General features: G+C 65.7%; 24 protein-coding genes and 1 other RNA gene. 20 read left to right on the top strand and 5 right to left on the bottom strand.

Annotation, left to right across the window (positions count from 1 at the left end):
* Nucleotides 1–5: 5 nt before the first annotated feature.
* From ABNX08_RS02240 to ABNX08_RS02250, 3 genes are all read left to right on the top strand, one after another.
* Nucleotides 6–1,205 (top strand): acetyl-CoA C-acyltransferase, encoded by a 1,200-nt coding sequence (locus ABNX08_RS02240; RefSeq protein ID WP_041680940.1) that lies wholly within the window; start codon nt 6–8, stop codon nt 1,203–1,205.
* Nucleotides 1,206–1,314: 109 nt separating this feature from the next.
* Nucleotides 1,315–2,271 carry a DegV family protein gene (locus tag ABNX08_RS02245; protein ID WP_349605499.1) on the top strand — a complete coding sequence of 319 codons (957 nt, stop codon included), beginning with the start codon at nt 1,315–1,317 and terminating at the stop codon, nt 2,269–2,271.
* A 33-nt stretch (nt 2,272–2,304) separates the two neighbouring features.
* Entirely contained in the window at nt 2,305–3,081 is a 777-nt protein-coding gene (locus ABNX08_RS02250; protein WP_022533546.1) for an enoyl-CoA hydratase, read from the top strand.
* 98 nt (nt 3,082–3,179) lie between these two features.
* On the opposite strand, the gene ABNX08_RS02255 is transcribed toward ABNX08_RS02250, so the two are convergent.
* Nucleotides 3,180–3,584, bottom strand: coding sequence for an acyl-CoA thioesterase (locus ABNX08_RS02255; protein WP_022533547.1), 405 nt, complete (start codon nt 3,582–3,584; stop codon nt 3,180–3,182).
* A 115-nt stretch (nt 3,585–3,699) separates the two neighbouring features.
* On the opposite strand from ABNX08_RS02255, the gene ABNX08_RS02260 reads away from it, so the two are divergent.
* From ABNX08_RS02260 to ABNX08_RS02290, 7 genes are all read left to right on the top strand, one after another.
* Nucleotides 3,700–5,598: an ABC transporter ATP-binding protein/permease gene (locus tag ABNX08_RS02260; protein WP_022533548.1), complete on the top strand. Its 1,899-nt coding sequence runs from the start codon at nt 3,700–3,702 to the stop codon at nt 5,596–5,598.
* Nucleotides 5,599–5,682: 84 nt separating this feature from the next.
* Nucleotides 5,683–6,660, top strand: coding sequence for a LysR family transcriptional regulator (locus ABNX08_RS02265; protein ID WP_022533549.1), 978 nt, complete (start codon nt 5,683–5,685; stop codon nt 6,658–6,660).
* 103 nt (nt 6,661–6,763) lie between these two features.
* Nucleotides 6,764–8,071 (top strand): Glu/Leu/Phe/Val dehydrogenase, encoded by a 1,308-nt coding sequence (locus tag ABNX08_RS02270; RefSeq protein ID WP_022533550.1) that lies wholly within the window; start codon nt 6,764–6,766, stop codon nt 8,069–8,071.
* Between the two features lie 277 nt (nt 8,072–8,348).
* Nucleotides 8,349–9,248: a glutamate/aspartate ABC transporter substrate-binding protein gene (locus tag ABNX08_RS02275; RefSeq protein ID WP_349605502.1), complete on the top strand. Its 900-nt coding sequence runs from the start codon at nt 8,349–8,351 to the stop codon at nt 9,246–9,248.
* A gap of 63 nt (nt 9,249–9,311) precedes the next feature.
* The gene (locus tag ABNX08_RS02280; RefSeq protein ID WP_022533552.1) at nt 9,312–10,040 is read left to right on the top strand and encodes an amino acid ABC transporter permease; all 729 of its coding nucleotides are present in this window, start codon (nt 9,312–9,314) and stop codon (nt 10,038–10,040) included.
* A 9-nt stretch (nt 10,041–10,049) separates the two neighbouring features.
* Nucleotides 10,050–10,733, top strand: coding sequence for a glutamate/aspartate ABC transporter permease GltK (gltK, locus tag ABNX08_RS02285; RefSeq protein WP_022533553.1), 684 nt, complete (start codon nt 10,050–10,052; stop codon nt 10,731–10,733).
* Nucleotides 10,730–11,464, top strand: a complete 735-nt coding sequence (locus ABNX08_RS02290; RefSeq protein ID WP_042884079.1) for an amino acid ABC transporter ATP-binding protein — start codon at nt 10,730–10,732, stop codon at nt 11,462–11,464. Before gltK ends, ABNX08_RS02290 begins: the two co-directional genes overlap by 4 nt.
* A gap of 67 nt (nt 11,465–11,531) precedes the next feature.
* Here the strand turns inward: ABNX08_RS02290 and ABNX08_RS02295 are convergent, their stop codons facing one another.
* Nucleotides 11,532–12,362, bottom strand: coding sequence for a class II glutamine amidotransferase (locus tag ABNX08_RS02295; RefSeq protein WP_022533555.1), 831 nt, complete (start codon nt 12,360–12,362; stop codon nt 11,532–11,534).
* Nucleotides 12,363–12,496: 134 nt separating this feature from the next.
* On the opposite strand from ABNX08_RS02295, the gene ABNX08_RS02300 reads away from it, so the two are divergent.
* The 5 genes from ABNX08_RS02300 (at nt 12,497) to rnpB (ending at nt 17,187) form a co-directional block, all read left to right on the top strand.
* Complete coding sequence (locus ABNX08_RS02300) at nt 12,497–13,570, top strand: tartrate dehydrogenase (RefSeq protein ID WP_022533556.1); 1,074 nt, start codon at nt 12,497–12,499, stop codon at nt 13,568–13,570.
* Complete coding sequence (locus ABNX08_RS02305) at nt 13,567–14,871, top strand: glycerate kinase (protein ID WP_349605503.1); 1,305 nt, start codon at nt 13,567–13,569, stop codon at nt 14,869–14,871. The genes ABNX08_RS02300 and ABNX08_RS02305 overlap by 4 nt, the downstream gene beginning before the upstream one ends.
* Nucleotides 14,872–14,917: 46 nt before the next feature.
* Nucleotides 14,918–15,952, top strand: a complete 1,035-nt coding sequence (pyrC, locus tag ABNX08_RS02310) for a dihydroorotase (RefSeq protein ID WP_349605504.1) — start codon at nt 14,918–14,920, stop codon at nt 15,950–15,952.
* A gap of 10 nt (nt 15,953–15,962) precedes the next feature.
* Nucleotides 15,963–16,802: a DUF3025 domain-containing protein gene (locus ABNX08_RS02315; RefSeq protein ID WP_349605505.1), complete on the top strand. Its 840-nt coding sequence runs from the start codon at nt 15,963–15,965 to the stop codon at nt 16,800–16,802.
* A 44-nt stretch (nt 16,803–16,846) separates the two neighbouring features.
* Nucleotides 16,847–17,187, top strand: an RNA gene (gene rnpB / locus ABNX08_RS02320) — RNase P RNA component class A.
* A 55-nt stretch (nt 17,188–17,242) separates the two neighbouring features.
* Here the strand turns inward: rnpB and ABNX08_RS02325 are convergent.
* Nucleotides 17,243–17,665: an OsmC family protein gene (locus tag ABNX08_RS02325; protein WP_349605507.1), complete on the bottom strand. Its 423-nt coding sequence runs from the start codon at nt 17,663–17,665 to the stop codon at nt 17,243–17,245.
* Nucleotides 17,666–18,390: 725 nt separating this feature from the next.
* Between ABNX08_RS02325 and rplM the strand changes: the two genes are divergently transcribed.
* From rplM to erpA, 4 genes are all read left to right on the top strand, one after another.
* A complete protein-coding gene (rplM, locus tag ABNX08_RS02330; protein WP_010813907.1) occupies nt 18,391–18,819 on the top strand; it encodes a 50S ribosomal protein L13 in 429 nt (142 codons plus the stop codon).
* A gap of 12 nt (nt 18,820–18,831) precedes the next feature.
* Nucleotides 18,832–19,224, top strand: coding sequence for a 30S ribosomal protein S9 (gene rpsI / locus ABNX08_RS02335; RefSeq protein ID WP_019447061.1), 393 nt, complete (start codon nt 18,832–18,834; stop codon nt 19,222–19,224).
* A 257-nt stretch (nt 19,225–19,481) separates the two neighbouring features.
* Nucleotides 19,482–19,970, top strand: coding sequence for a polymer-forming cytoskeletal protein (locus ABNX08_RS02340; protein WP_349605509.1), 489 nt, complete (start codon nt 19,482–19,484; stop codon nt 19,968–19,970).
* A 101-nt stretch (nt 19,971–20,071) separates the two neighbouring features.
* Nucleotides 20,072–20,440, top strand: coding sequence for an iron-sulfur cluster insertion protein ErpA (erpA, locus tag ABNX08_RS02345; RefSeq protein WP_010813904.1), 369 nt, complete (start codon nt 20,072–20,074; stop codon nt 20,438–20,440).
* 58 nt (nt 20,441–20,498) lie between these two features.
* Here erpA and ABNX08_RS02350 read toward each other — a convergent pair whose 3' ends face one another.
* Complete coding sequence (locus ABNX08_RS02350) at nt 20,499–21,296, bottom strand: phytanoyl-CoA dioxygenase family protein (protein WP_349605510.1); 798 nt, start codon at nt 21,294–21,296, stop codon at nt 20,499–20,501.
* Between the two features lie 91 nt (nt 21,297–21,387).
* Here ABNX08_RS02350 and ABNX08_RS02355 point away from each other — a divergent pair, with 91 nt between their 5' ends.
* Entirely contained in the window at nt 21,388–22,290 is a 903-nt protein-coding gene (locus tag ABNX08_RS02355; RefSeq protein ID WP_349605511.1) for a LysR family transcriptional regulator, read from the top strand.
* 3 nt (nt 22,291–22,293) lie between these two features.
* Here ABNX08_RS02355 and ABNX08_RS02360 read toward each other — a convergent pair whose 3' ends face one another.
* Nucleotides 22,294–23,382, bottom strand: a complete 1,089-nt coding sequence (locus ABNX08_RS02360; RefSeq protein WP_051369851.1) for an anhydro-N-acetylmuramic acid kinase — start codon at nt 23,380–23,382, stop codon at nt 22,294–22,296.
* Nucleotides 23,383–23,422 lie beyond the last annotated feature (40 nt).

Here is a 23,422-nt window from a genome sequence, read left to right on the forward strand (position 1 = left end):
CCGACATCATGAAACAACTGCAAGACGCATACATCGTTGCGGCCACCCGCTCGCCGATCGGCAAGGCCCCCAAGGGCGCGTTCAGGAACACGCGCCCGGACGACCTGCTGGCCACCATCCTGAAAGCCGCCGTGGCGCAGGTGCCCGACCTGGACCCCAAGCTGATCGAAGACGCCATCGTCGGCTGCGCGATTCCTGAAGCGCAGCAGGGCCTGAACGTGGCCCGTATCGGAGCGTTGCTGTCCGGCCTGCCCAACACCGTGGGCGGCATCACCGTCAACCGTTTCTGCGCCTCGGGCGTGAGCGCGGTGGCGATGGCGGCCGACCGCATCCGCGTGGGCGAGTCCGATGTGATGATCGCCGCCGGCGTGGAATCGATGAGCATGGTGCCGATGATGGGCAACACGCCGTCGATGTCGCCAGAGATCTTCACCCGCGACGAGAACGTGGGCATCGCCTACGGCATGGGCCTGACCGCCGAGAAAGTGGCGCAGCAATGGAAGGTCAGCCGCGAAGACCAGGACGCCTTCTCGCTGGCCTCGCACCAGAAGGCCATCGCCGCGCAGCAGGCGGGCGAGTTCAAGGACGAGATCACGCCGATCGAGATCGTCGAGCGCTTCCCCGACCTCGCCAGCGGCCAGGTCAGCGTGAAGACGCGCACCATCGCGCTGGACGAAGGCCCGCGCCCGGATACGTCGCTGGATGGCCTTGGCAAGCTGCGCCCGGTGTTTGCCAACAAGGGCAGCGTCACCGCCGGCAACAGCTCGCAGACCTCGGACGGCGCCGGCGCGCTGATCCTGGTTTCGGAAAAGATCCTCAAGCAGTTCAACCTGGTGCCGCTGGCGCGCTTTGTCTCGTTCGCGGTGCGCGGCGTGCCGCCGGAGATCATGGGTATTGGCCCCAAGGAAGCGATTCCGGCCGCGCTGAAGGCCGCGGGCCTGACCCAGGACCAGATCGACTGGATCGAGCTGAACGAGGCCTTTGCCGCGCAGTCGCTGGCGGTGATGCGCGACCTGGAGCTGGATCCGGCCAAGGTGAACCGCATGGGCGGCGCGATTGCGCTGGGCCACCCGCTGGGTGCGACCGGTGCGATCCGTTCGGCTACGGTGGTGCATGCGCTGCGCCGCCATAACCTGAAGTACGGCATGGTGACAATGTGCGTCGGCACGGGCATGGGCGCGGCAGGGATCTTCGAGCGCGTTTAAACGCGCCAGCGGGACGGCCGGGGGGCCGTTCCGCCCTTCTGTCAGGTGAGGAAAGCAGGACCGGGGCTGCCGCCCGCGACGCGGGTCACCAGGTAGGGGAGACAACAATATGCAGGAGACAGCTATCCTGGCCGATGCCGCGTGCGATCTGCCGTGCGACGTCATGGCCGAGCTGAAGGTCCACACCATTCCATTCCGCATCCGCGCCGGCGAGCATTTCGTCGCCGACACGCGCGATGAGGCGGCGCTGCCAACGCTCTACGAGCAATACCTGGTCGGCCGCCAGGACCACTACGCCGAATCGATCCCGCTGCTCGAGCGCGAGCTGGAAGAACACCTGCTGCGCAACGTGGTGGCCCACTGCGACCGCGCCATCCTGTTCACCATCGCCAGCGCGCGCAGCAAGCTGTATGCGCATGCGACCGGAGCGGTGATCGGCACTGTTGCGCGCAGCGTGCGCCTGCGCAAGGAAGCAGGGCGTTCAGGCCTATTCGACCTGACCGTGATCGATACCGGCGCGATTGGCCCGGGCCAGGCATTGATCGTACGCGAAGCCGCGCGCATGGCCGCCGCCGGCGCCAGCCCGCAGGCGGTGCAGGAAGCGGTTGAAACGCGCCTGCGCGATGCGGCGCACATGTTCCTGGTGCCCGACGAACTGCTCTACATGTACACGCGCGCGCGCCAGAAGGGCGAAGGCAGCATTACCTGGGGCCGCTACGTGATGGGCAGCGCCTTCAATATCCGCCCGGTGGTGCGCATGCACCGCGGGCATACCGAGGCGATCGCCAAGGCGCGCGGCTCGGAGGAGGGGGCGCGCCGCGTGTTGCAGCATGCCGAGCAGTGCCTCCGCGGCGGCGACTTGCTGGTGCCGGCGATCTCGGTCTGCTACGCCGGGCCGCTGGACGCGGTGCGCGCGATGCCGGCCTACCAGTCGCTGGAACGCACCGCGCGCAGCGGAGGCGTGGAACTGATGCTGGCGCCAATGAGCCTGACGGTGGCGCTCAACGTCGGTGCGCGCGCGTTCGCGCTGAGCTATCTTTCCGAGTCGCCGCCGCCTTTCGAATAACCCTCCAGCAATGCATCCACAGACGAGGTAACCATGAGCATCCTTACCAGCATCGAGCAGGGCATCCTGACGATCGAGTTCGACCGCATCGACAAGAAGAACGCCATTACCGCGGCCATGTACCAGGCCATGGCCGACGCGTTGCGCGCGGCCGAGACCGACCGCAACGTGCGCGCCATCCTGCTGAGCGGCAAGCCGGAGGTTTTCACCGCAGGCAACGACCTGGAAGACTTCATGCAGCGCCCGCCCACCACCGGCGCGGGCGCGGAATCGGCACCGGTATTCCAGTTCCTGTACCAGATCAGCCATGCCACCAAGCCCATCGTCGCGGCGGTAAGCGGTGCTGCGGTGGGCGTGGGCACCACCATGCTGCTGCATTGCGACCTGGTCTATGCGTCCGACACCGCCAAGCTGTCGCTGCCGTTCGTACAGCTCGGACTGTGCCCCGAGGCCGCGTCGAGCCTGCTGCTGCCGCGTCTGGTCGGCTACCAGCGTGCTGCCGAGAAGCTGCTGCTGGGCGAAGCGTTCAGCGCGCAGGAAGCACTGGAGATCGGGCTGGTCACGCGCGTGCTGCCGGTCGTCGAACTGCACGACTTTGCACGACAACAGGCGCGCAAGCTGGCGGCACTGCCGGCGTCTTCGCTTCGCGAGACGAAGCGGCTGATGAAGGCGGGCGATGTGGCCGAAGTGGAAAAGCAGATGGCCGATGAAGGCGCGGTGTTCCGGCGCATGCTGGTGGCGCCGGAAGCGAAAGAGGCGTTTGCGGCGTTCTTTGAGAAGCGGAGGCCGGATTTTACGAAGTTTGAGTAAGGCGCCCTGCGTCCATCCAATCTCGCTTGTTTTCTTCCCTCCCGCTTGCGGGAGGGAGGAGAAAACCGCTGGTGGTTTCAGGCTTGCCAGCCGCTTCCTCAAGCCGACGGCAACACCCTCGGCTGGCGCGACTCATCCGTCGCCACATAAGTCAACGTAGCCTCCGTCACCTTGACGATCTCGTTGCTATGACGCATCCGCTGCGCATACACCTCCACCGCAACCGTGATTGACGTGCGCCCGGTCTTGACGATATCGGCGTAGAAACTCACCAAGTCCCCAACAAACACCGGGTGCTTGAACAGGAACGAATTGACCGCCACGGTCGCCACGCGTCCTTGGGCGCGCTCCACCGCGGGGATCGACCCCGCAATATCCACCTGCGCCATGATCCACCCGCCAAACACATCGCCATGCACATTGGCATCGGCAGGCATCGGCACGACACGCAGGGCGGGGTTCTTGCCGGCAGGCAGGGCAGGGACGGTATGGGGAGCATTCATGGCGATGTGCGGGTGAACAGCGGAAGGAGGGAGGCGCGGGCCGGGGCGAAAAACCCTTCGCCTGCCGCGCAACGCGATCTCTGCGACAATCGCGCATTGGCCCGAATTCTAACGTATGCGCCGCTATTCCACGACCGCCGAGCAGGCCCCCGACCCCACTTCCGTCAAGCTGTTTCCCGGTCAGCGCGCCCCCCGCAGCGACTGGCAGACGGTGCGCAACCTGCTGCCCTACGTCTGGCACTACAAGTGGCGCGTGATGCTGGCGCTGGCGTTCCTGGTGGCCGCCAAGGTGGCCAACCTGGGCGTGCCGGTGCTGATGAAGCGCCTGATCGACAGCATGAACCTGCACGCGGGCGATCCGCGCGCGCTGCTGGTGGTGCCGGTGGGGCTGATCGTGGCCTACGGGATGTTGCGGCTGTCGGCGACGCTGTTCACCGAGTTGCGGGAGATCCTCTTTTCCAAGGTCACGCAGAGCGCCGTGCGCGAGATCGCGCTGCAGGTCTTCCGCCACTTGCACGCGCTGTCGCTGCGCTTCCACCTGGACCGGCAGACCGGCGGCATGAGCCGCGACATCGAGCGCGGCACGCGCGGGATCCAGTCGCTGATCTCGTATTCGCTGTACAGCATCCTGCCCACGCTGGTGGAGATGGGGCTGGTGATCGGCTTCTTCATCCTGCATTACGACATCTGGTTCGCGGCGATCACGGGCTGCGCATTGGCAGGCTACATCGTCTTCACCATCGTCGTGACGGAATGGCGCACGCATTTCCGCCGCAAGATGAACGAGCTGGATTCGCGCGCCAACCAGAAGGCGATCGATTCGCTGCTCAACTTCGAGACCGTCAAGTACTTCGGCAATGAAGAGTACGAAGCGCAGCGCTACGACGAGAACCTGCGCAAGTACCGCACCGCCGCGATCCGCTCGCAGAACTCGCTGTCGTTCCTCAACTTCGGCCAGCAGACCATCATCGCGGCCGGGCTGATCCTGATCCTTTGGCGCGCCACCGTGGGCGTGGTCGATGGCAAGCTGACGCTGGGCGACCTGGTGCTGGTCAACACGCTGATGATCCAGCTCTATATCCCGCTGAACTTCCTTGGCGTGATCTACCGCGAGATCAAGCAGGCCACCACCGACATGGACCGCATGTTCGTGCTGCTGGGGACGCACCAGGAGGTGGCCGACACGCCTGGCGCGCAGCCGCTGCAGGTCAACGGTGCGCAGGTGCGTTTCCGCGACGTGCGCTTCAGCTACGAGCCCGATCGCGTGATCCTGGATGGCGTGGATTTCACTATCGCGGCCGGCACCACCACCGCGGTGGTGGGGCACAGCGGTTCGGGCAAGTCGACGCTGGCGCGGCTGCTGTTCCGCTTCTACGACGTCAATGATGGCGCCATCGAGATCGATGGCCAGGATATCCGCGCGATCACGCAGGACAGCCTGCGCCGGGCCATCGGCATCGTGCCGCAGGACACGGTGCTGTTCAACGACAGCATCTTCTACAACATCGCCTACGGCCGGCCCGAGGCCAACCGCGACGAGGTCATTGCCGCCGCGAGTGCCGCGCAGATCGACAGCTTTATCCGCGAGCTACCGCAGGGCTACGACACGCCGGTGGGCGAGCGCGGCCTGAAGCTGTCCGGCGGCGAGAAGCAGCGCGTGGCGATCGCGCGCACGCTGCTGAAGAACCCGCCGGTGCTGGTGTTCGACGAGGCCACCTCGGCGCTGGACTCGCGCACCGAGCAGGCGATCCAGGCCGAGCTGATGCGGCTGGCGCAGAACCGTACCACGCTGCTGATCGCACACCGGCTTTCCACCGTGGTCCACGCCGACCAGATCCTGGTGATGGACCGCGGCCGCATCGTCGAGCGCGGCACGCATGCCGAGTTGATGCGCGCGCGCGGCCGCTACGCCGAGATGTGGGACATCCAGGCGCGCGCCGCGGCGCAGGGCGGCGAGGCCGTCGGCGCGGATGCGCTCGCGGTCGACGTGGGCGACGCGACGCAGGACGCCTGAGGGCATGGCCAGCCGTGCCGGCCGCGCCTGACAACGCGGCCAGGCAGGTGACGCACCCCCCGGCGCCGGTGGATAATCCGCGTCATGGAAATCAAATGGCTTGAAGACTTCGTCAGCCTGGCCGAGACGCACAGCTTCTCGCGCTCGGCCGAACTGCGCCACGTCACGCAGCCGGCGTTCTCGCGCCGGATCCAGTCGCTGGAGGCGTGGGTCGGCACCGAGCTGATCGATCGCTCGAGCTATCCCACCAGCCTGACGGCGGCCGGCAAGGTGTTCTACGAACAGGCGCTGGCGATGCTGGCGCAGGTCAGCGAGACCCGCGCGCTGATGCGCGGCCAGCGCTCGGCCAATGCGCAGGTGCTGGAATTCGCGGTGCCGCATACGCTGTCGCTGACCTTCTTCCCCGAATGGCTCAAGGCGCTGGAGCGCAAGATCGGCACGCTGCCGTGCCGGCTGCGCGCGCTCAACGTCCATGACGCGGTGCTGATGCTGGTGGAGGGCGGTTGCGACCTGGTGATGGTCTACCACCACGCGCGCCAGGCGATCCAGCTCGACCCGGCCCGCTACGACATGCTGGTGCTGGGTACCGAGCGGCTGTCGCCGTACAGCGTGCCGGACGCCGCCGGCAAGCCGCTGTTCCGGCTGCCGGGCACCGACAAGAAGCCGGTGCCGTTTCTCAGCTACACCCCCAACGCCTTCCTCGGCCGCATGGTCGAGCTGCTGCTGGCGGACACCTCGGAAGCGCTCAAGCTCGACAAATGCTACGAGACCGATATGGCCGAGGCGCTCAAGGTGATGGCGCTGGCCGGCCACGGCATGGCCTTCCTGCCTGAAAGCGCGGTGCGCGAGGACGTCGCCGCCGGCCGGCTGGTGCGGGCCGAGTCGGCGCGTGGGCTGCCGCTGTCGATCGACATGGAGATCCGGCTGTACCGGGAGCAGCCGGGCGAGAACGGCGGCGAGCGGCGCGGCGCCGGGGCACGGCGCAAGCGCCAGCTGGTCGACCAGGTGTGGTCGACCCTGTCGGCGGGCCAGATCACCCCGGGGGGCATTTCCCAAGGATGACAAGGTTATGCAGGTTTTGCATGACCGGATGAGCAAACGGCATTGGATTCGGGCCCGGCGCCAAGCCTAAGCTTGCGGGCATTCTCCACACCGGAACCAACTGATGTCTTCCGCTGCACCGACCAATCCCGCTATCGCCAAGCACGCACTCCCGTCTTACCTCAATGCCGACAATCTCGGCCCCTGGGGCATCTACCTGCAACAGGTCGACCGCGTCACGCCTTACCTGGGCTCGCTGGCACGCTGGGTGGAAACCCTGAAGCGCCCCAAGCGGGCGATGGTCGTCGACGTACCCATCGAGCTGGATAACGGCACCATCGCCCACTACGAGGGCTACCGCGTGCAGCACAACCTGTCGCGCGGCCCGGGCAAGGGCGGCGTGCGCTTCCACCAGGACGTGACCCTGTCCGAGGTGATGGCGCTGTCGGCCTGGATGTCGGTGAAGAACGCCGCGGTCAACGTGCCCTACGGTGGTGCCAAGGGCGGCATCCGCGTCGACCCGCGCACGCTGTCGCACGCCGAACTGGAACGCCTGACCCGCCGCTATACCAGCGAAATCAACATCATCATCGGGCCGAGCAAGGACATCCCGGCGCCGGACGTGAACACCAACGCCCAGGTCATGGCCTGGATGATGGACACGTACTCGATGAACTCCGGCAGCACGGCCACCGGCGTGGTGACCGGCAAGCCGATCTCGCTGGGCGGTTCGCTGGGCCGTCACGAAGCCACGGGCCGCGGCGTGTTCGTGGTCGGCTCGGAAGCCGCGCGCAACCTGGGCCTGGAGATCAAGGGCGCAAGCGTGGCGGTGCAGGGCTTCGGCAATGTGGGCGCCGTGGCCGCCAAGCTGTTCCATGAGGCCGGCGCCAAGGTGGTGGCGGTGCAGGACCACCGCACCACGCTGTTCGACCCGGCCGGCCTGGACGTGCCGGCGCTGATGGAATACACCTCGCACAGCGGCACCATCGAAGGCTTCCGCGGCGAAGTCCTGCGCACCGAGCAGTTCTGGGAAGTCGACTGCGACATCCTGATCCCGGCCGCGCTGGAAGGCCAGATCACGGCCAAGAACGCGCCGCTGATCAAGGCCCGCCTGGTGATCGAGGGCGCCAACGGCCCGACCACCCCGGAAGCGGACGACATCCTGCGCGAGCGCAATATCCTGGTGGCGCCGGACGTGATCGCCAACGCCGGCGGCGTGACCGTGTCCTACTTCGAGTGGGTGCAGGATTTCTCCTCCTTCTTCTGGACCGAGGAAGAAATCAACCAGCGCCTGGTACGGATCATGCAAGAGGCCTTCCGGGCAATCTGGCAAGTGGCACAGGACAACAAGGTGACGCTGCGCACGGCGGCGTTTATCGTGGCCTGTACGCGGATCCTGCAGGCGCGCGAGATGCGCGGCCTGTATCCCTGATAGCGGGATCGGGTCGAACCGGGATGCGATGCGGAGCACTGGCATGGTGCGTTGCAGCAATCCTCCCGGGTCGCCAGGAACATGACCGCCAGACGCGGCCTCCGGCATATGCCGGAGGCCGCGTTGTCGTATCCGGAAGCCGTGCACAGCTATTGCCCTGAATCGGGGTTCTAGGAGAAAACCCAGTTGTATTGCGGCGGATGCTGCGCAATACTGTTTCATCAGTGGGGGTTTTGTCTCTAGAATCCCGCTTTCTCTTCATGGTCAAGGAGATGTTATGAATTTTGCCAAGTTGGCTGCCCTGATGATTGCCGGGGGTGTGATGTGCGGGACGGCACAGGCAGCTGAACAACTGACGGGCACGCTCAAGAAAATCAAGGACACCGGCGTGATCACGCTGGGCGTGCGCGAGTCGTCGATCCCGTTCAACTACAACCTGGGCGGCGTGCGCCAGGTCGGCTATTCCTACGATATCAACACGAAGATCGTGGAAGCCGTCAAGGAACAGCTGAAGGTGCCGAACCTGCAGGTGAAGGAAATCCCGATCACTTCGCAGAACCGCATCACGCTGCTGCAGAACGGCACCATCGACATGGAGTGCGGTTCGACCACGAACAACGTCGAGCGCCAGAAGCAGGTCGCCTTCACCAACTCCATCTTCATCATCGGCACGCGCATCATGGTGAAGAAGGACGGCGGCATCAAGGACTGGGCCGACCTGAAGGGCAAGAACGTCGTCACCACCGCCGGCACCACGTCGGAGCGCCTGCTGCGCAAGATGAACGACGACCAGAAGCTGGGCGTGAACATCATCAGCACCAAGGACCACGGCCAGTCGTTCCTGACGCTGGAATCGGGCCGCGCGGTCGCGTTCATGATGGACGACGCGCTGCTGTACGGCGAGCGCGCCAAGGCCAAGAACCCGGCCGACTGGATCGTGGTGGGCAAGCCCCAGTCGCGCGAGTCCTATGGCTGCATGATCCGCAAGGATGATCCGCAGTTCAAGAAGCTGTCCGACACCGTGATCGCCGGCATGATGAAGGACGGCTCGATCAACACGCTGTACACCAAGTGGTTCATGCAACCGGTGCCGCCGAAGGGCCTCAACCTGGACTTCCCGCTGTCCGAAGACATGAAGGCGCTGTTCAAGACGCCGAACGACAAGGCGCTGGACTGACCTGACGGTGACAGCAGTGCGAAACGGAAGGCATGTCCTTCCGTTTCTTTTTGAGGACGCAACATGAACTACATCTGGCATTGGGAAGTATTCCTCGAACAGGCCGCCCAGAACGAGACCTACCTGGACTGGATGATTTCCGGGCTGAAGGTGACGCTCGCGCTGGGGCTCTCGTCCTGGGTCATTGCCCTGGTCATCGGCTCGGTGCTCGGCGTTTTGCGCACCGTGCCCAACAAGTGGCTGGCGGGCATCGCCGCCACCTATGTGGAAATCTTCCGCAACATCCCGCTGCTGGTGCAGCTGTTCATCTGGTATTTCGTCATGCCCGAGCTGCTGCCCGGCGGCGAGGCGATCAAGCAGATGAACCCCTTCGCCCAGCAGTTCATCGCGGCAATGCTGTGCCTGGGCACCTTTACCGCGGCGCGGGTCTGCGAGCAGGTGCGCTCGGGCATCAACTCGCTGGCGCGCGGGCAAAAGAACGCAGGCCTGGCGATGGGCTTCACGCTGCCGCAGACGTACCGGCACGTGCTGCTGCCGATGGCCTTCCGCGTGATCGTGCCGCCGCTGACTTCCGAGTTCCTGAATATCTTCAAGAACTCGGCAGTGGCGTCGACCATCGGCCTGCTGGAGCTGGCGGCGCAGGGCCGGCAGCTGGTGGACTACACCGCGCGCCCATATGAATCGTTCATCGCGGTGACGCTGATGTACGCGCTGATCAACGTGACGGTGATGCTGATCATGCGCTGGGTCGAGGCCCGCACCCGCGTGCCCGGCTTTATCGGCGGCAAGTAAGGGGGCGCCATGGCTTATTCATTCGATTTCACCTCCATCAACGTCAATACGCTCGAGGTGCTGGGCGAGGGCATGATGGTCTCGCTCAAGATCACCGTTACCGCGGTGGTGGTCGGGATCATCTGGGGCACCATCCTGGCGATGATGCGGCTGTCGTCGTTCAGGCTGCTGAACTGGTTTGCGCAGGGCTATGTGACCATCTTCCGCTCCATCCCGCTGGTGATGGTGCTGCTGTGGTTCTTCCTGATCATTCCGCAGGTGCTGCAGAACCTCTTCAACCTGTCGCCGGCCACTGACCTGCGTATGACCTCCGCGCTGGTGGCGTTCGCGCTGTTCGAGGCGGCGTACTACTCCGAGATTATCCGGGCGGGTATCCAGAGCGTGTCGCGCGGGCAGATGTTCGCCGCGCAGGCGCTGGGCATGACCTATGGACAGTCGATGCGGCTGGTGATCCTGCCGCAGGCGTTCCGCAACATGGTGCCGCTGCTGCTGACCCAGGGCATCATCCTGTTCCAGGATACGTCGCTCGTCTATGTCAGCGCGCTGGCCGACTTCTTTGGCCAGGCCTATGGCATCGGCGAGCGTGATGGCCGTATCGTCGAGTTGCTGCTGTTTGCCGGCCTGGTGTACTTCCTTATCTGCTTCTCCGCTTCGCTGCTGGTCAAGCGTTACCAGAAAAAGGTGGCTGTATGATCGAAATCAACAATGTCTCCAAGTGGTATGGCGCCTTCCAGGTGCTGACCGACTGCACCACCAAGGTTGCCAAGGGCGAAGTGGTGGTGGTGTGCGGCCCGTCCGGTTCGGGCAAGTCCACGCTGATCAAGACCGTCAATGCGCTCGAGCCGTTCCAGAAGGGCGACATCCTGGTCGACGGCACCTCGGTGGGCAATCCCAAGACCAACCTGCCCAAGCTGCGATCGCGCGTGGGCATGGTGTTCCAGAACTTCGAGCTGTTCCCGCACCTGTCGATCACCGAGAACCTGACCATCGCGCAGATGAAGGTGCTCGGCCGCTCCAAGGAAGAGGCCACCGCCAAGGGCCTGAAGTACCTGGAGCGCGTGGGCCTGAAGGACCAGGCGGCGAAGTATCCCGGCCAGTTGTCCGGCGGCCAGCAGCAGCGCGTGGCGATTGCGCGCGCGCTGTCAATGGACCCGATCTGCATGCTGTTCGACGAGCCGACCTCGGCGCTGGATCCCGAGATGGTCAACGAAGTGCTGGACGTGATGGTGCAGCTGGCGCACGAAGGCATGACCATGATGTGCGTGACCCACGAAATGGGCTTCGCGCGCAAGGTGGCCAACCGCGTGATCTTCATGGACCAGGGCAAGATCGTCGAAGACGCCGACAAGGAAGAGTTCTTCGGCAATATCGACGCGCGCTCGGATCGGGCGCGGCAGTTCCTGTCGAAGATCCTGCATCACTGACCGGCCTGGCCTTGCAAGCAAAAGGGACGCCTCGAGGCGTCCCTTTTTGCATGATCCAACCAGCGCCTCACGTGCAGGCCGTATTGGCCGCATTCTTCGCCTGCACCTCCGGCGGAATCGGCACCGTCAGCGTCATGGTCGGCCGGCCGTCCTCGAACATGATCAGCTCGCCCGGTGCGAAGCGGGTCCAGGTCTCGTTGTCGGTCAGCGGCTGGGTGGCGATCACCGCCACGCGGTCGTCCGGCGTGGTGACCTGGGCGAAGTCGATGGACAGGTCGGCGTCGATCAAATGCGCGGTCGAGAACGGCCACTGCCGCACGATGTAGTACAGGTGCGTGGAGCAGTGCGCGAACTGGGCCTGGCCGTTGCACAGCAGGTAGTTGAACACGCCGTGCAGCGTGATCTCGCGCGTGATGTCGGCCAGCGCGTGGCACAACTCGTTCAGCGGCGGCTGTGAGCCGGGGAAGCGCTTGCGCAGGCCCTGCATCAGCGTGCAGAAGGCGAGTTCGCTGTCGGTATCGCCCACCGGCTGGTAGACGCCGGACAGGAACGGGGAGAAACCTTTCAGGTCGCCGTTATGGGCGAAGATCCAGTGCCGGCCCCACAGCTCGCGCATGAAAGGGTGGCAGTTCTCCAGCAGCACGGTGCCCTGCGTGGCCTTGCGGATATGCGAGATGACGTTCTTGGACTTGATCGGGTAGCGCTTGATCAGGTCCGCCACCGGCGAGGTGCCGGCGGACTGGTTGTCGATAAACAGGCGGCAGGCCTTGTCTTCGAAGAACGCCACGCCGAAGCCGTCGGCGTGGTGGTCGGTCAGACCACCGCGGGCGGCGAAGCCGGTGAAGGAGAACGTCACGTCGGTTGGCGTGGCGCAGTTCATGCCTAGCAACTGACACATAGCGGGGCACCGGTCGGCAGCAGGCTGCCGCTTTGCAATAGAATGCAGACATTATCCCGCGCGTTCGGGCCGCTGCCAAGCGCGCTCCAGGCCGCGCGCGCCACGGCCATCTGCTCGTACCTCCCCAAAGAACTATGCGCCAATACAAGATTGCCGTGATTCCCGGAGACGGAATCGGCACGGAAGTCATGCCCGAGGGCATTCGCGTGATGGATGCCGCGGCACGCCGCTTCGGCATCGACTTCCAGTGGGACCACTTCGACTTTTCCAGCTGCGACTACTACGCGCGCCACGGCAAGATGCTGCCTGACGACTGGTTCGACACGCTGGTGAAGTACGACGCCATCTATTTCGGCGCGGTGGGCTGGCCCGATACCGTGCCTGACCACGTTTCGCTGTGGGGTTCGCTGCTGCAGTTCCGGCGCTCGTTCGACCAGTATGTGAACCTGCGCCCGGTGCGGCTGATGCCGGGCATCAGGAGCCCGCTCGCCGGCCGCCAGCCGGGCGACATCGACTTCTACGTGGTGCGCGAGAACACCGAGGGCGAGTACTCCAGCATCGGCGGGCGCATGTTCCCGGGCACCGAGCGCGAGATCGTGGTGCAGGAAACCGTGATGAGCCGGATCGGCGTCGATCGCATCCTGAAGTTCGCCTTCGAGTTGGCGCAGAAGCGCCCCAAGAAGCACCTGACTTCGGCCACCAAGTCCAACGGCATCTCGATCACGATGCCGTACTGGGACGAGCGTGTCGAGGCGATGGCGGCCAGCTATCCCGGCATCAAGGTCGACAAGTACCACATTGATATCCTGACCGCCCACTTCGTCCAGCACCCTGACTGGTTCGACGTGGTGGTGGCCAGCAACCTGTTTGGCGACATCCTGTCCGACCTGGGCCCGGCCTGTACCGGCACCATCGGCATCGCGCCGTCGGGCAATATTAACCCGGACCGCACCTTCCCCAGCCTGTTCGAGCCGGTGCATGGCTCGGCCCCGGACATTGCCGGGCGCGGCGTGGCCAACCCGATCGGCCAGATCTGGTGCGGCGCCATGATGCTGGAGCACCTGGGCCATGACGATGCCGGCGCCGCCGTGCTGGGCGCGATCGAGAAGGTGCTGGCCGCCGGGCCGGAGCATGCGCCGCTGACGCGCGATATCGGCGGCAAGGCCGGTACCGCCGACCTGGGCCGCGCCATCGCGGAGGCACTGTGAGCGCCGGTTTCGCGGGCGATCCCCGCGCCTTGCTGCTGGAAAGCTTCCGGGCCGCCGTGGCGGCGGCCGATCCGCTGCAGATCGTGGCACAGCACCTGCCGCCGCCCCATGCGGGCGGGCGCACGCTGGTGGTCGGCGCGGGCAAGGCCGCCGCGTCGATGGCCGCGGCGGTGGAGCGTGCCTATGACGGCAAGGCCACGCTGGAAGGGCTGGTGGTCACCCGCTACGCGCACGGCATGCCGACCGACCACGTGCGCGTGATCGAGGCGGGCCACCCGGTGCCCGACGAGTCCGGCGAGCAGGCCGCGGCCGAGATCCTGGCCAGCGTGCAGGCACTGACCGAGCACGACCGGCTGCTGGTGCTGGTCTCGGGCGGCGGATCCAGCCTGCTGTCGCTGCCGGCCGAAGGCATCCCGATGGCCGACCTGAAGGCCACCACCAAGGAACTGCTCCGTTGTGGCGCGCCGATCACCGAGATGAATATCGTGCGCAAGCACATCTCGCGCATCCAGGGCGGGCGGCTGGCACAGGCGAGCCGCGCGCCGGTGACCACTCTGATCGTCTCGGACGTGGCCGGCGACGATCCCAGCGCAATCGCCTCGGGCCCGACCGTGGCAGACCCCAGCACCTTTGCCGAGGCGCTGGAGATCCTGCGCCGCTACGGCGCGCAGGTGCCGGCCAGCGTGCAGTTGCACCTGGAGCGCGGTGCGCGCGGCGAGGTGCCGGAGACACCCAAGCCGGGCGATGCGCTGTTCGAGCGGGTCGACAACCGCATGATCGCGACCGCCCACGGCAGCCTGGAGGCGGCCGCGGCGCTGTTCCGCGAACGCGGCATCACCCCGGTGGTGCTTGGCGATACCGTGACCGGCGAAGCGCGCGAAGTGGCGCGGGTCTACGCCGCGCTGGTGCGTGAGATTCGCGCGTACAATGCCCCGTTTGCCGCGCCCGTGGTGCTGATTTCCGGGGGTGAGTGCACGGTCACTTTGCCTGCCGGTGGCGGCGCGAAGGCGCGCGGCGGGCGCTGCTCGGAGTTCCTGCTGTCGCTCGCGGTCGAACTGGGCGGCATGCCCGGCGTGCACGCGATCGCGGCCGACACCGACGGCATCGACGGCTCGGAAGACAACGCCGGCGCACTCGCCGACCCGACCACGCTGGCGCGCGCCGAAGCCGCCGGCCTGCCGGGGCAGCGCCAGCTCGACGCGCACGACGCCTGGGGCCTGTTCGACGCCATCGGCGACCTGGTGGTCACCGGACCGACCCGCACCAACGTGAACGACTACCGCGCCATCCTGATTCTCTGATTTCGACGAACGCCTGCCGCCGCCCGGCGGCCGGCCCAAGCAAGCCATGACCCAGAAGCTCACCATCACCCGCCCGGACGACTGGCACCTGCACCTGCGCGACGGCGCTGCGCTGGCCGCCGTGCTGCCCGACACCGCCCGCCAGTTCGCGCGCGCCATCATCATGCCCAACCTGAAGCCGCCGGTGACCACGGTGGCGCAGGCCCAGGCCTACCGGGCCCGCATCCTGGCCGCGCTGCCGGCCGGCATGCAGTTCGAGCCGCTGATGACGCTGTACCTGACCAACAACACCACGGCCGAAGAGATCGTCGCGGCCAAGGCGAGCGGCTTCGTGCACGGCGTCAAGCTGTATCCGGCTGGCGCCACCACCAACAGCGACGCCGGCGTGACCGATATCCGCCGCTGCTACGCCGCGCTGGAAGCGATGCAGCGCGAGGGCCTGCCGCTGCAGGTGCACGGCGAGGTGACCGATCCGAGCATCGATATCTTCGACCGCGAAGCCGTCTTTATCGAGCGCGTGATGACGCCGCTGCGCCGCGACATGCCCGAGCTCAAGGTGGTGTTCGAGCACATCACCACCAAGGATGCTGCCCAGTACGTGCTGGAAGCCAGCGGCCCGGTCGGCGCGACCATCACCGCGCACCATCTGCTGTACAACCGCAACGCCATCTTCACCGGCGGCATCCGCCCGCATTACTACTGCCTGCCGGTGCTCAAGCGCGAAACCCACCGCGAGGCGCTGGTGGCGGCCGCCGTCTCGGGCAGCCCGCGCTTCTTCCTTGGCACCGACAGCGCGCCGCACGCGCGCGGGCTGAAGGAACACGCCTGCGGCTGCGCCGGCTGCTATACCGCGCTGCATGCGATGGAGCTGTATGCCGAGGCCTTCGACGCCGCCGGCGCGCTCGACAAGCTGGAGGCTTTCGCCAGCTTCAACGGTCCCGCCTTCTACGGCCTGCCGCGCAACACCGGCACGCTGACGCTGGAGCGCGAGGACTGGGAACTGCCGGCCGAGTTGCCCTACGGCGACACCACGCTGGTGCCGCTGCGCGGCGGCGAGACGCTGCGCTGGAAGGCCCGCTGAGGCCTTGCGCATGCAGGCTTGCGCGGCGGACGAACCCTTCGCCGCTGCGCTGGCCGGGATCGACTGGTCCCGGCCGTGGTTCCAGCCTTTTGCCGTGCAAGGCGCCGCACTGGCCGCGGCGGTGCAGGGCGGCGCCGACCTGCGTGCGCTGCTCGACGCGCAGGCTGATGCGCTGGACCTGCGCAACGCGCGCGGGCTGCCACTGCGCTTTATCGCCCAGCAGGCCCTGCCGGATGGCAGCGCCTACGAGGCGCATATCCACGCCACCGGCGAAGTCCCGACCCGGGACAGTCTCCACGATTTCTTCAACGCGCTGATCTGGCTGCATTTCCCGCGGACCAAGCGTTTGCTCAACGAGGTCCAGGCCGAGGTCATCGCCCGCGAGGGCGTGCAGACCACGCGCGGCGGCGTGCGCGACGCGGCCACATTGTTCGATGAGAACGCGGTGCTGTTTGTCACTACCGACGCGGGACTGGCCGATGCGCTCAAGGGGTTTGCATGGCAGCGGCTCTTTGTCGAGAACCGGCCCGCGTGGGGTGAGTCCTGCGCGGTAGTGCCGTTCGGGCATGCGCTGCTCGAAAAGCTGGTGCAGCCATACAAGGCGGTAACGGCGCATGCGTGGGTACTGCCGCTTGCTCCGGGCGCGGTGGCAGACGCGACGCTGGACGGTGTGCTGACCGAATCACTGAAGACAGCAGTCCATGCCGGTGCGCTACGCGGCGGGCGCAGCTTCGCACCGCTGCCGGTCATGGGCGTCCCCGGCTGGTGCGACGCGAATGCAGCGCCGGATTTCTATGCCGACACCACGGTATTCCGCCCGGGACGGCGCCGCGACCTGGCCGCGGGCTGACGGCAGCGACCTTCGCCGTGATTCGGTGTTAGACTGCGGGCCGCAAAGCAGGCTAGGCAACCGCTGCCTGCACCGCAAGGTGCAGGGGGAGGAAAGTCCGGACTCCATAGGGCAGGGTGTTGGCTAACAGCCATCCACGGCAACGTGCGGAATAGGGCCACAGAGACGAGTCTTCCCACCGGGTACGCCCGGTAGGAAGGGTGAAACGCGGTAACCTCCACCTGGAGCAATCCCAAATAGGCAGGCGATGAAGCGGCCCGCTGAGCCTGCGGGTAGGGAGCTGGAGCCGGCTGGTAACAGCCGGCCTAGAGGAATGGTTGTCACGCGCCGCAAGCCGCAAGGCGGGCGGCGCGCACAGAATCCGGCTTATCGGCCTGCTTTGCTTCTGTCTTCGGCATGACCCGGCCGCCTGCGCGGCGCACCGGGTTTGCGACATCCCCTCAGCCTTCGACGATTTCCAGCGTGTGCGTGATCTCGGCCGTCTTGGCCAGCATGATCGACGCCGAGCAGTACTTCTCGTGCGACAGCTTGATCGCGCGCTCGACCGTGGCGGGGTTGAGATTCTTGCCGGTCACCACAAAATGGAAGTTGATGCGGGTGAAGACCTTGGGGTCCTCGCCGGCGCGCTCGGCCTGCAGCTGCACGCTGCAGCCGGTCACGTCCTGGCGGCCGCGCTTGAGGATCAGCACCACGTCGTAGGCGGTGCAGCCGCCGGTGCCGAGCAGCACCATCTCCATCGGCCGCGGCGCCAGGTTATGGCCGCCGCCCTCGGGCGCGCCGTCCATCGCAACGATATGGCCGCTGCCGGTCTGGGCGACGAAGCTCATGCCGTCCGCGCCCAGCCATGTTACTTTGCATTCCATTTTGTTCGTTCCTGTCGTTTGTATTGTGAGTTTCCGGTCACAAGCGAGTGATATCGAATCTTGCAATTCTGAGTATATGGCATCGTCAAGTTTGGGCCCGGGATGCCGATATCCTTAGGAAATCTGAGGGTTTCCTCTAATCTGACAGCTTGGTGATGCCGTCGCGATGTAGTTAGTTTGTTGATTTAAAACGGAATTCTAGTCTTTGGCAAAGATTGTCCCGCTTTCCGCAATATGGAATTGCATTTCGCAGTACAGATTTCACTTGCATCCGGGAAAACCCCATGTATAATTTCAATCATTGAACGACGGCGCTGACAGCGCGCCAGAGTGCGAAAGCGAAGCCTCCCGGCCAAGCCCTCCGCACCGCCCGCAGGCTCCCGTCGATCTCCAAGTGTCTCCTCCACCCTCCTCCTTTGGTGGATTCAAACCCAAGCTCAACGGCTTGGGTTTTTTTTCGCCCCTACGGTCCGGCTAGACGGCCGTCGGAAAGTGCCCGAGGCTGCCCAGGCGCGGCGCCAAGCCGCAACGATCTTGACGAAAAGATCAGTCTTTGCTTGTGCCACTCCGGCAGGCGCCAGTATAATCGACGGCTTTTCCGTCATGCCCGCGGAAGAAGAAAGCAGGACCAGGCCAGTCCCAGGGACCGGCCACAAGACTTGCAGGGGCGAGTACAAGCCTTCGCGAGTCGGATTACGGGCACGAACCAATAGTCAGGAAAAATCATGAAGACCTTTTCCGCCAAGCCTCATGAGGTAAAGCGCGACTGGTACGTGATTGACGCGACGGACAAAGTCCTCGGCCGTGTCGCCAGCGAAGTGGCACGCCGTCTGCGCGGCAAGCACAAGCCGGAATTCACTCCGCACGTCGACACGGGTGATTACATCATCATCGTCAATGCAGCCAAGCTGCGTGTCACGGGTACCAAGGAAACGGACAAGAAGTACTATCGCCATTCGGGTTACCCGGGCGGTATCTACGAAACGACGTTCGGCAAGATGCAGCAGCGTTTCCCGGGCCGTGCCCTGGAAAAGGCTGTGAAGGGCATGCTGCCGAAGGGTCCGCTGGGCTACGCGATGATCAAGAAGCTGAAGGTTTACGCCGAAGCCGAGCATCCGCACGAAGCGCAGCAGCCCAAGGCGCTGGAAATCTAAGGAGGCCAATCCATGATCGGTAACTGGAATTACGGTACTGGCCGCCGCAAGAGCGCTGTGGCTCGTGTCTTCATCAAGTCGGGCAAGGGCGACATCGTCGTCAACGGCAAGCCCATCAAAGAGTATTTCGCTCGCGAAACCTCGCTGATGATCGTGCGCCAACCCCTGGAACTGACCGCCCACGGCGAAACGTTCGACATCAAGGTCAACGTGACCGGCGGTGGCGAAACCGGCCAGGCCGGCGCAGTGCGCCATGGCATCACTCGTGCCCTGATCGACTACGATGCGACCCTGAAGTCGGCCCTGTCGAAGGCTGGCTACGTCACGCGCGATGCACGTGAAGTGGAACGTAAGAAGGTCGGTCTGCACAAGGCGCGTCGTCGCAAGCAGTTCTCGAAGCGCTGATGCGTTTTCGCGGATCCGGTACTGCCGGATCTTGCGAAGCCGGAAAAAACCGCACGCTGGTCGTGCGGTTTTTTTTCGTCCGTGTGGGTACGAAAACGCAACAGCCTGCTGAAATAGCGGATTGGCCGCCATACTTTTGTGGGGTATTCGCTGCACGCGGATACAATCACGCCCTGTCGCCAACGGCAAGCCGTCTGCCGCTGGCGATTGCGCCCCGGTCCGGAGGGCCCGGTACGAACCAGAGAGGAGTGAGAGCGATGCTGTTTTCGAAAAAGAAAGGCCTTTCGATCGATACGCTGCTCGGCGAAGACACCGCCATCGACGGCGACCTGATGTTTGCCGGCGGCCTGCGCCTGGACGGGCGCGTGCGCGGCAATATCACCGCGGCGCCCGGCAAGCCGAGCATGCTGGTGGTCAGCGAAAAGGGCATGGTCGAAGGCGAGATCAGCGTGGGACACCTGGTGCTGAACGGCACCGTCAAGGGTCCAGTGCAGGCCACCGACCTGCTTGAACTGCAGCCAAACGCCCGCGTACTGGGTGACGTGCGTTATGCGGCGCTGGAAATGCACCAGGGCGCGCTGGTGGAGGGCCGCCTGATGCCGCTGGCGCAAGGCGAGATCAAGGTGCTGCCGAACCTCGTCGAGGCGGGACCGGTGACCGATGTGACGGAAGCGGTGGATAGCGCTGCGGGCAAGGACAACGAAACTCCCACGGACGAGTCCAGTCCTACTGAAAAGGTCGCCTGAGCGGCTCCCGATACGCCGGGAATCCCTTGAAAACACAGGGTTTCGGCACGATCTTCCAGTAGCGCTTAGAATACAGTCGTATCTAAACAGGAGAACACCCCATGAACGCAGTCGCAGAGGCACCCGTTACCGAGGACGTGCCGGCACCGTTCGTCTTTACCGACAGCGCCGCCGACAAGGTCAAGCAGTTGATCGAGGAAGAGGGCAATGCCGAACTGAAACTGCGCGTGTTCGTGCAGGGCGGCGGCTGCTCTGGCTTCCAGTATGGCTTCACCTTCGACGAGGAAGTCAACGAAGACGACACCACCATGGTCAAGAATGGCGTCACCCTGCTGATCGACTCGATGAGCTACCAATACCTGGTTGGCGCCGAGATCGACTACAAGGAAGACATCAACGGCGCCCAGTTCGTGATCAAGAACCCGAATGCCTCGACCACCTGCGGTTGCGGCTCGTCGTTCTCGGTCTGACCCGCCCGGTCCCAGGAAAAACGCAGCTTCGGCTGCGTTTTTCTTTTGCGGCGGCGGATTACCGCGCGGCGCGCCAGACCACCGGGAACCAGTCCTCGCGCATGCGTTCGCCGGTCTGCTGGCCGATGCCGGGGAAAGGCGGTGAGGTGCGGCCGGGCCGCTGCATGAAACGCACGTCGTCGCCGAGGAAGCGTGCCGAGAACGCGCGCCGCCTGCCGGTGCCGGTGTTGCCCGCGGCGCCGTGCACGGTGCGGAAGTCGAACACCACCGCATCGCCTGGCTCCAGTTCGGGCGCGTGCAGCGTATGGCTGCCGTCCTCCACGTCGGGCATTTCCATAAAGGTATCGTCGCCACTGTAGAAGTTCTCATTGCTGGCCCAGCGCTTGGGCCGCACCAGCCGCGGCCAGCGGTGCGAGCCGGCCACCACGCGCAGCGTATTGGCCTGCGTCACCGGGTCCAGCGGGATCCAGTAGCTCGCGGTCTGGGTGCCATCAACGCAGTAATAGGGCAGGTCCTGGTGCCAAGGCGTGGGCTTGGCCGTGCCGGGCTCTTTGACCAGGATGTGTTCATGGAACATCTGCACCGCCTGTGACTGCATGATGCGGCCGGCGATCTCCGCCGCCGCTGACTGGCGGATAAAGGCATCGAACGGGGCGATGCGCTGCCAGTTGCAGTAGTCCTCGAAGAAGCGGCCGCTCTCGCCGGGCCGCACGTTCTCGATGGCAAAGGGACCGGGCTCGGCCAGGTTCTGTGCAAAGCCATCGCGCAGGCGCTCGACCCACTCCGCGAACACGCCGCGCAGCACCAGTACGCCGTCGCGCTGGTAGGTATCGATCTGTTCTTTTGTGATGTCCATGCCGGGGGCTCCGTGTGGGGATTCCGGTCAGTATCGACACCCGGCAAGGATAGGAAAAGCATATATTTCCTATGTTGCGATATAGGAAATCATGATTGCTTTCTCTTTCCGCCAGCTGGAATACTTCGTCGCCGCCGCCGAGCACGGCAGCATCAGCGCCGCGGCCCGCGCGCGCCATGTGTCGCAGCCGTCCGTGTCCACCGCGATCGCACAGCTCGAAGACACGCTGGGCGAGCCGCTGTTCAAGCGCCAGGTCAGCCGCGGGCTGGTCCTGACGCCGGCCGGCCAGCGCCTGCTGGGCCGTGCGCGCGACATCCTGGCGCTGGCGGCAGGCCTCACCGCCGACGATGCCGGCGCGGGCCTCAGCGGCCAGTTGTCGCTCACCTGCTTCCAGGACCTGGGGCCGTATTTCGTGCCGCGCCTGCTGGCGGGGTTCCGGCAGCGTCATCCAGGCGTATCGGTCACGCTGTTCGAAGCCGACCTTGCCACCGTGCACCGCTCGCTGCAGGCCGGCAAGGCCGAGCTGGCGCTGACCTATGACCTCGGCCTCGACGCGCGCACCGAGCGCCGCACGCTGGCGCAGTTGCCGCCCTATGCGCTGCTGCCCGCCAGCCATCGGCTGGCGCATGGCGCGGACGTGAGCTTGGCCGACCTCGCCGGCGAGCAGCTGATCCTTGAGGACATCCCCCAGACGCGCGAGTACTTCCTGTCGCTGTTCTGGGCGCACGACCTGCATCCGACCCTGCACCAGTACACGCAGACCTTCGAGATGCAACGCGGGCTGGTGGCGCACGGCTATGGCGTGGCGCTGTCGTGCACGCGCCCCGCCGGCGACCACAGCTACGACGGCATGCCGATCGCCTGCCTGCCGCTGCGCGAGCCGGTGACGCCGCAACGCGTGGTGCTGGCGCGCTCGCCGGCGATGCGGGCCTCGCCGCTGGCGCAGGCGTTCATGGATTGGGTGGAGATGGGCGGCGCAGCGCCGCAGGCGTAGCGCTCAGCGCGGATAGATCGCGCCCAGCACGCGCGGCCCGGCGGCGCCGGTCACGGTGGGCACGTTGCCCGGCAGGCGCAGCACGCACTGGCGCGCCAGCCAGGCAAAGGCGATGGCCTCGACCTGCGAGACGGGCACGCCGTAGTCTTCGGAAGTTTCGATGGCTACGCCCGGCAGCGCCTGCGCCAGCCGCACCATCACGTAGGCGTTGCGGGCCCCGCCGCCGCAGACGATCAGGCGGCGCGCCTCGGGCGCATGCGTGCGCACATCGCGCGCGATGGCCTCGGCGGTCAGTGCCGCCAGCGTGGCCTGCACGTCGGCGGGTGGGAGATGTTGGAACGATGCGAGACGGGCTTCGAGCCAGCCCGGATGGAACAGGTCACGCCCCGTGCTCTTGGGCGGCGGCGCGCTGAAATAAGGCTCCGCCAGGCACTGTGCCAGCAGCGCCGCGTCGACGCGGCCGCTGGCTGCCCAGTCGCCGTTGCTGTCGAACGGCAGCCCCTGGTGGCGTCCGATCCAGTAGTCGAGCAGCGCGTTGCCCGGGCCGCAGTCGAAGCCGCTGACGGCGCCGCCCGCAGCGGGCAGGATGCTGATGTTGGAAATGCCGCCGATATTGCACGCGACGCGGGTCTCGGCATCGCTGCCGAACAATGCGTGGTGCAGCGCCGGCACCAGCGGTGCGCCCTGGCCGCCGGCAGCCACGTCGCGGCTGCGGAAGTCCGCGACCACGTCGATGCCCGTCAGCTCGGCGAGTCGTGCCGGATGCTGGCTCTGGCGCGTGTAGCCGATGCCGTCGTACAGGCCCGGCCGGTGGCGGATGGTCTGCCCGTGCGCGCCGAGGGCGACGACCGTATCGGCCCCGACCCGCGCCTCGCGCAGCAGCATGGCCACGCAGTCTGCATAGACCTTTGCCAGCGCATTGGCGGCCAGCGCCTCGCGATGGATCTCGTCCTCGCCCGGCTGCTGCAGGGCGGAGAACGCCGCGCGCAGGGTTTCTGGAAACGGCTGGCTGGCAGCCGCCAGTACCGCAGGCCGTGCGCCGCTGAAATCCACCAGCACGGCATCGGCACCGTCCATGCTGGTGCCGGACATGATGCCGATGTAACGTTCGCTGCCAGTCGCGGCCAGGGTC

The organism is Cupriavidus sp. DF5525 (assembly GCF_040149425.2).
GTDB lineage: Bacteria > Pseudomonadota > Gammaproteobacteria > Burkholderiales > Burkholderiaceae > Cupriavidus > Cupriavidus pickettii_A.

What these genes read in the sequence shown, in the direction of transcription:
- ABNX08_RS02245 (WP_349605499.1), top strand. Translation starts at nt 1,315, where the DNA reads ATGCAGGAGACAGCTATCCTGGCCGATGCCGCGTGCGATCTGCCGTGC.
- ABNX08_RS02250 (WP_022533546.1), top strand. Translation starts at nt 2,305, where the DNA reads ATGAGCATCCTTACCAGCATCGAGCAGGGCATCCTGACGATCGAGTTC.
- ABNX08_RS02255 (WP_022533547.1), bottom strand. Translation starts at nt 3,584, where the DNA reads ATGAATGCTCCCCATACCGTCCCTGCCCTGCCTGCCGGCAAGAACCCC.
- ABNX08_RS02260 (WP_022533548.1), top strand. Translation starts at nt 3,700, where the DNA reads ATGCGCCGCTATTCCACGACCGCCGAGCAGGCCCCCGACCCCACTTCC.
- ABNX08_RS02265 (WP_022533549.1), top strand. Translation starts at nt 5,683, where the DNA reads ATGGAAATCAAATGGCTTGAAGACTTCGTCAGCCTGGCCGAGACGCAC.
- ABNX08_RS02270 (WP_022533550.1), top strand. Translation starts at nt 6,764, where the DNA reads ATGTCTTCCGCTGCACCGACCAATCCCGCTATCGCCAAGCACGCACTC.
- ABNX08_RS02275 (WP_349605502.1), top strand. Translation starts at nt 8,349, where the DNA reads ATGAATTTTGCCAAGTTGGCTGCCCTGATGATTGCCGGGGGTGTGATG.
- ABNX08_RS02280 (WP_022533552.1), top strand. Translation starts at nt 9,312, where the DNA reads ATGAACTACATCTGGCATTGGGAAGTATTCCTCGAACAGGCCGCCCAG.
- gltK (WP_022533553.1), top strand. Translation starts at nt 10,050, where the DNA reads ATGGCTTATTCATTCGATTTCACCTCCATCAACGTCAATACGCTCGAG.
- ABNX08_RS02290 (WP_042884079.1), top strand. Translation starts at nt 10,730, where the DNA reads ATGATCGAAATCAACAATGTCTCCAAGTGGTATGGCGCCTTCCAGGTG.
- ABNX08_RS02295 (WP_022533555.1), bottom strand. Translation starts at nt 12,362, where the DNA reads ATGTGTCAGTTGCTAGGCATGAACTGCGCCACGCCAACCGACGTGACG.
- ABNX08_RS02300 (WP_022533556.1), top strand. Translation starts at nt 12,497, where the DNA reads ATGCGCCAATACAAGATTGCCGTGATTCCCGGAGACGGAATCGGCACG.
- pyrC (WP_349605504.1), top strand. Translation starts at nt 14,918, where the DNA reads ATGACCCAGAAGCTCACCATCACCCGCCCGGACGACTGGCACCTGCAC.
- ABNX08_RS02315 (WP_349605505.1), top strand. Translation starts at nt 15,963, where the DNA reads ATGCAGGCTTGCGCGGCGGACGAACCCTTCGCCGCTGCGCTGGCCGGG.
- ABNX08_RS02325 (WP_349605507.1), bottom strand. Translation starts at nt 17,665, where the DNA reads ATGGAATGCAAAGTAACATGGCTGGGCGCGGACGGCATGAGCTTCGTC.
- rplM (WP_010813907.1), top strand. Translation starts at nt 18,391, where the DNA reads ATGAAGACCTTTTCCGCCAAGCCTCATGAGGTAAAGCGCGACTGGTAC.
- rpsI (WP_019447061.1), top strand. Translation starts at nt 18,832, where the DNA reads ATGATCGGTAACTGGAATTACGGTACTGGCCGCCGCAAGAGCGCTGTG.
- ABNX08_RS02340 (WP_349605509.1), top strand. Translation starts at nt 19,482, where the DNA reads ATGCTGTTTTCGAAAAAGAAAGGCCTTTCGATCGATACGCTGCTCGGC.
- erpA (WP_010813904.1), top strand. Translation starts at nt 20,072, where the DNA reads ATGAACGCAGTCGCAGAGGCACCCGTTACCGAGGACGTGCCGGCACCG.
- ABNX08_RS02350 (WP_349605510.1), bottom strand. Translation starts at nt 21,296, where the DNA reads ATGGACATCACAAAAGAACAGATCGATACCTACCAGCGCGACGGCGTA.
- ABNX08_RS02355 (WP_349605511.1), top strand. Translation starts at nt 21,388, where the DNA reads ATGATTGCTTTCTCTTTCCGCCAGCTGGAATACTTCGTCGCCGCCGCC.
- ABNX08_RS02360 (WP_051369851.1), bottom strand. Translation starts at nt 23,382, where the DNA reads ATGTCCGGCACCAGCATGGACGGTGCCGATGCCGTGCTGGTGGATTTC.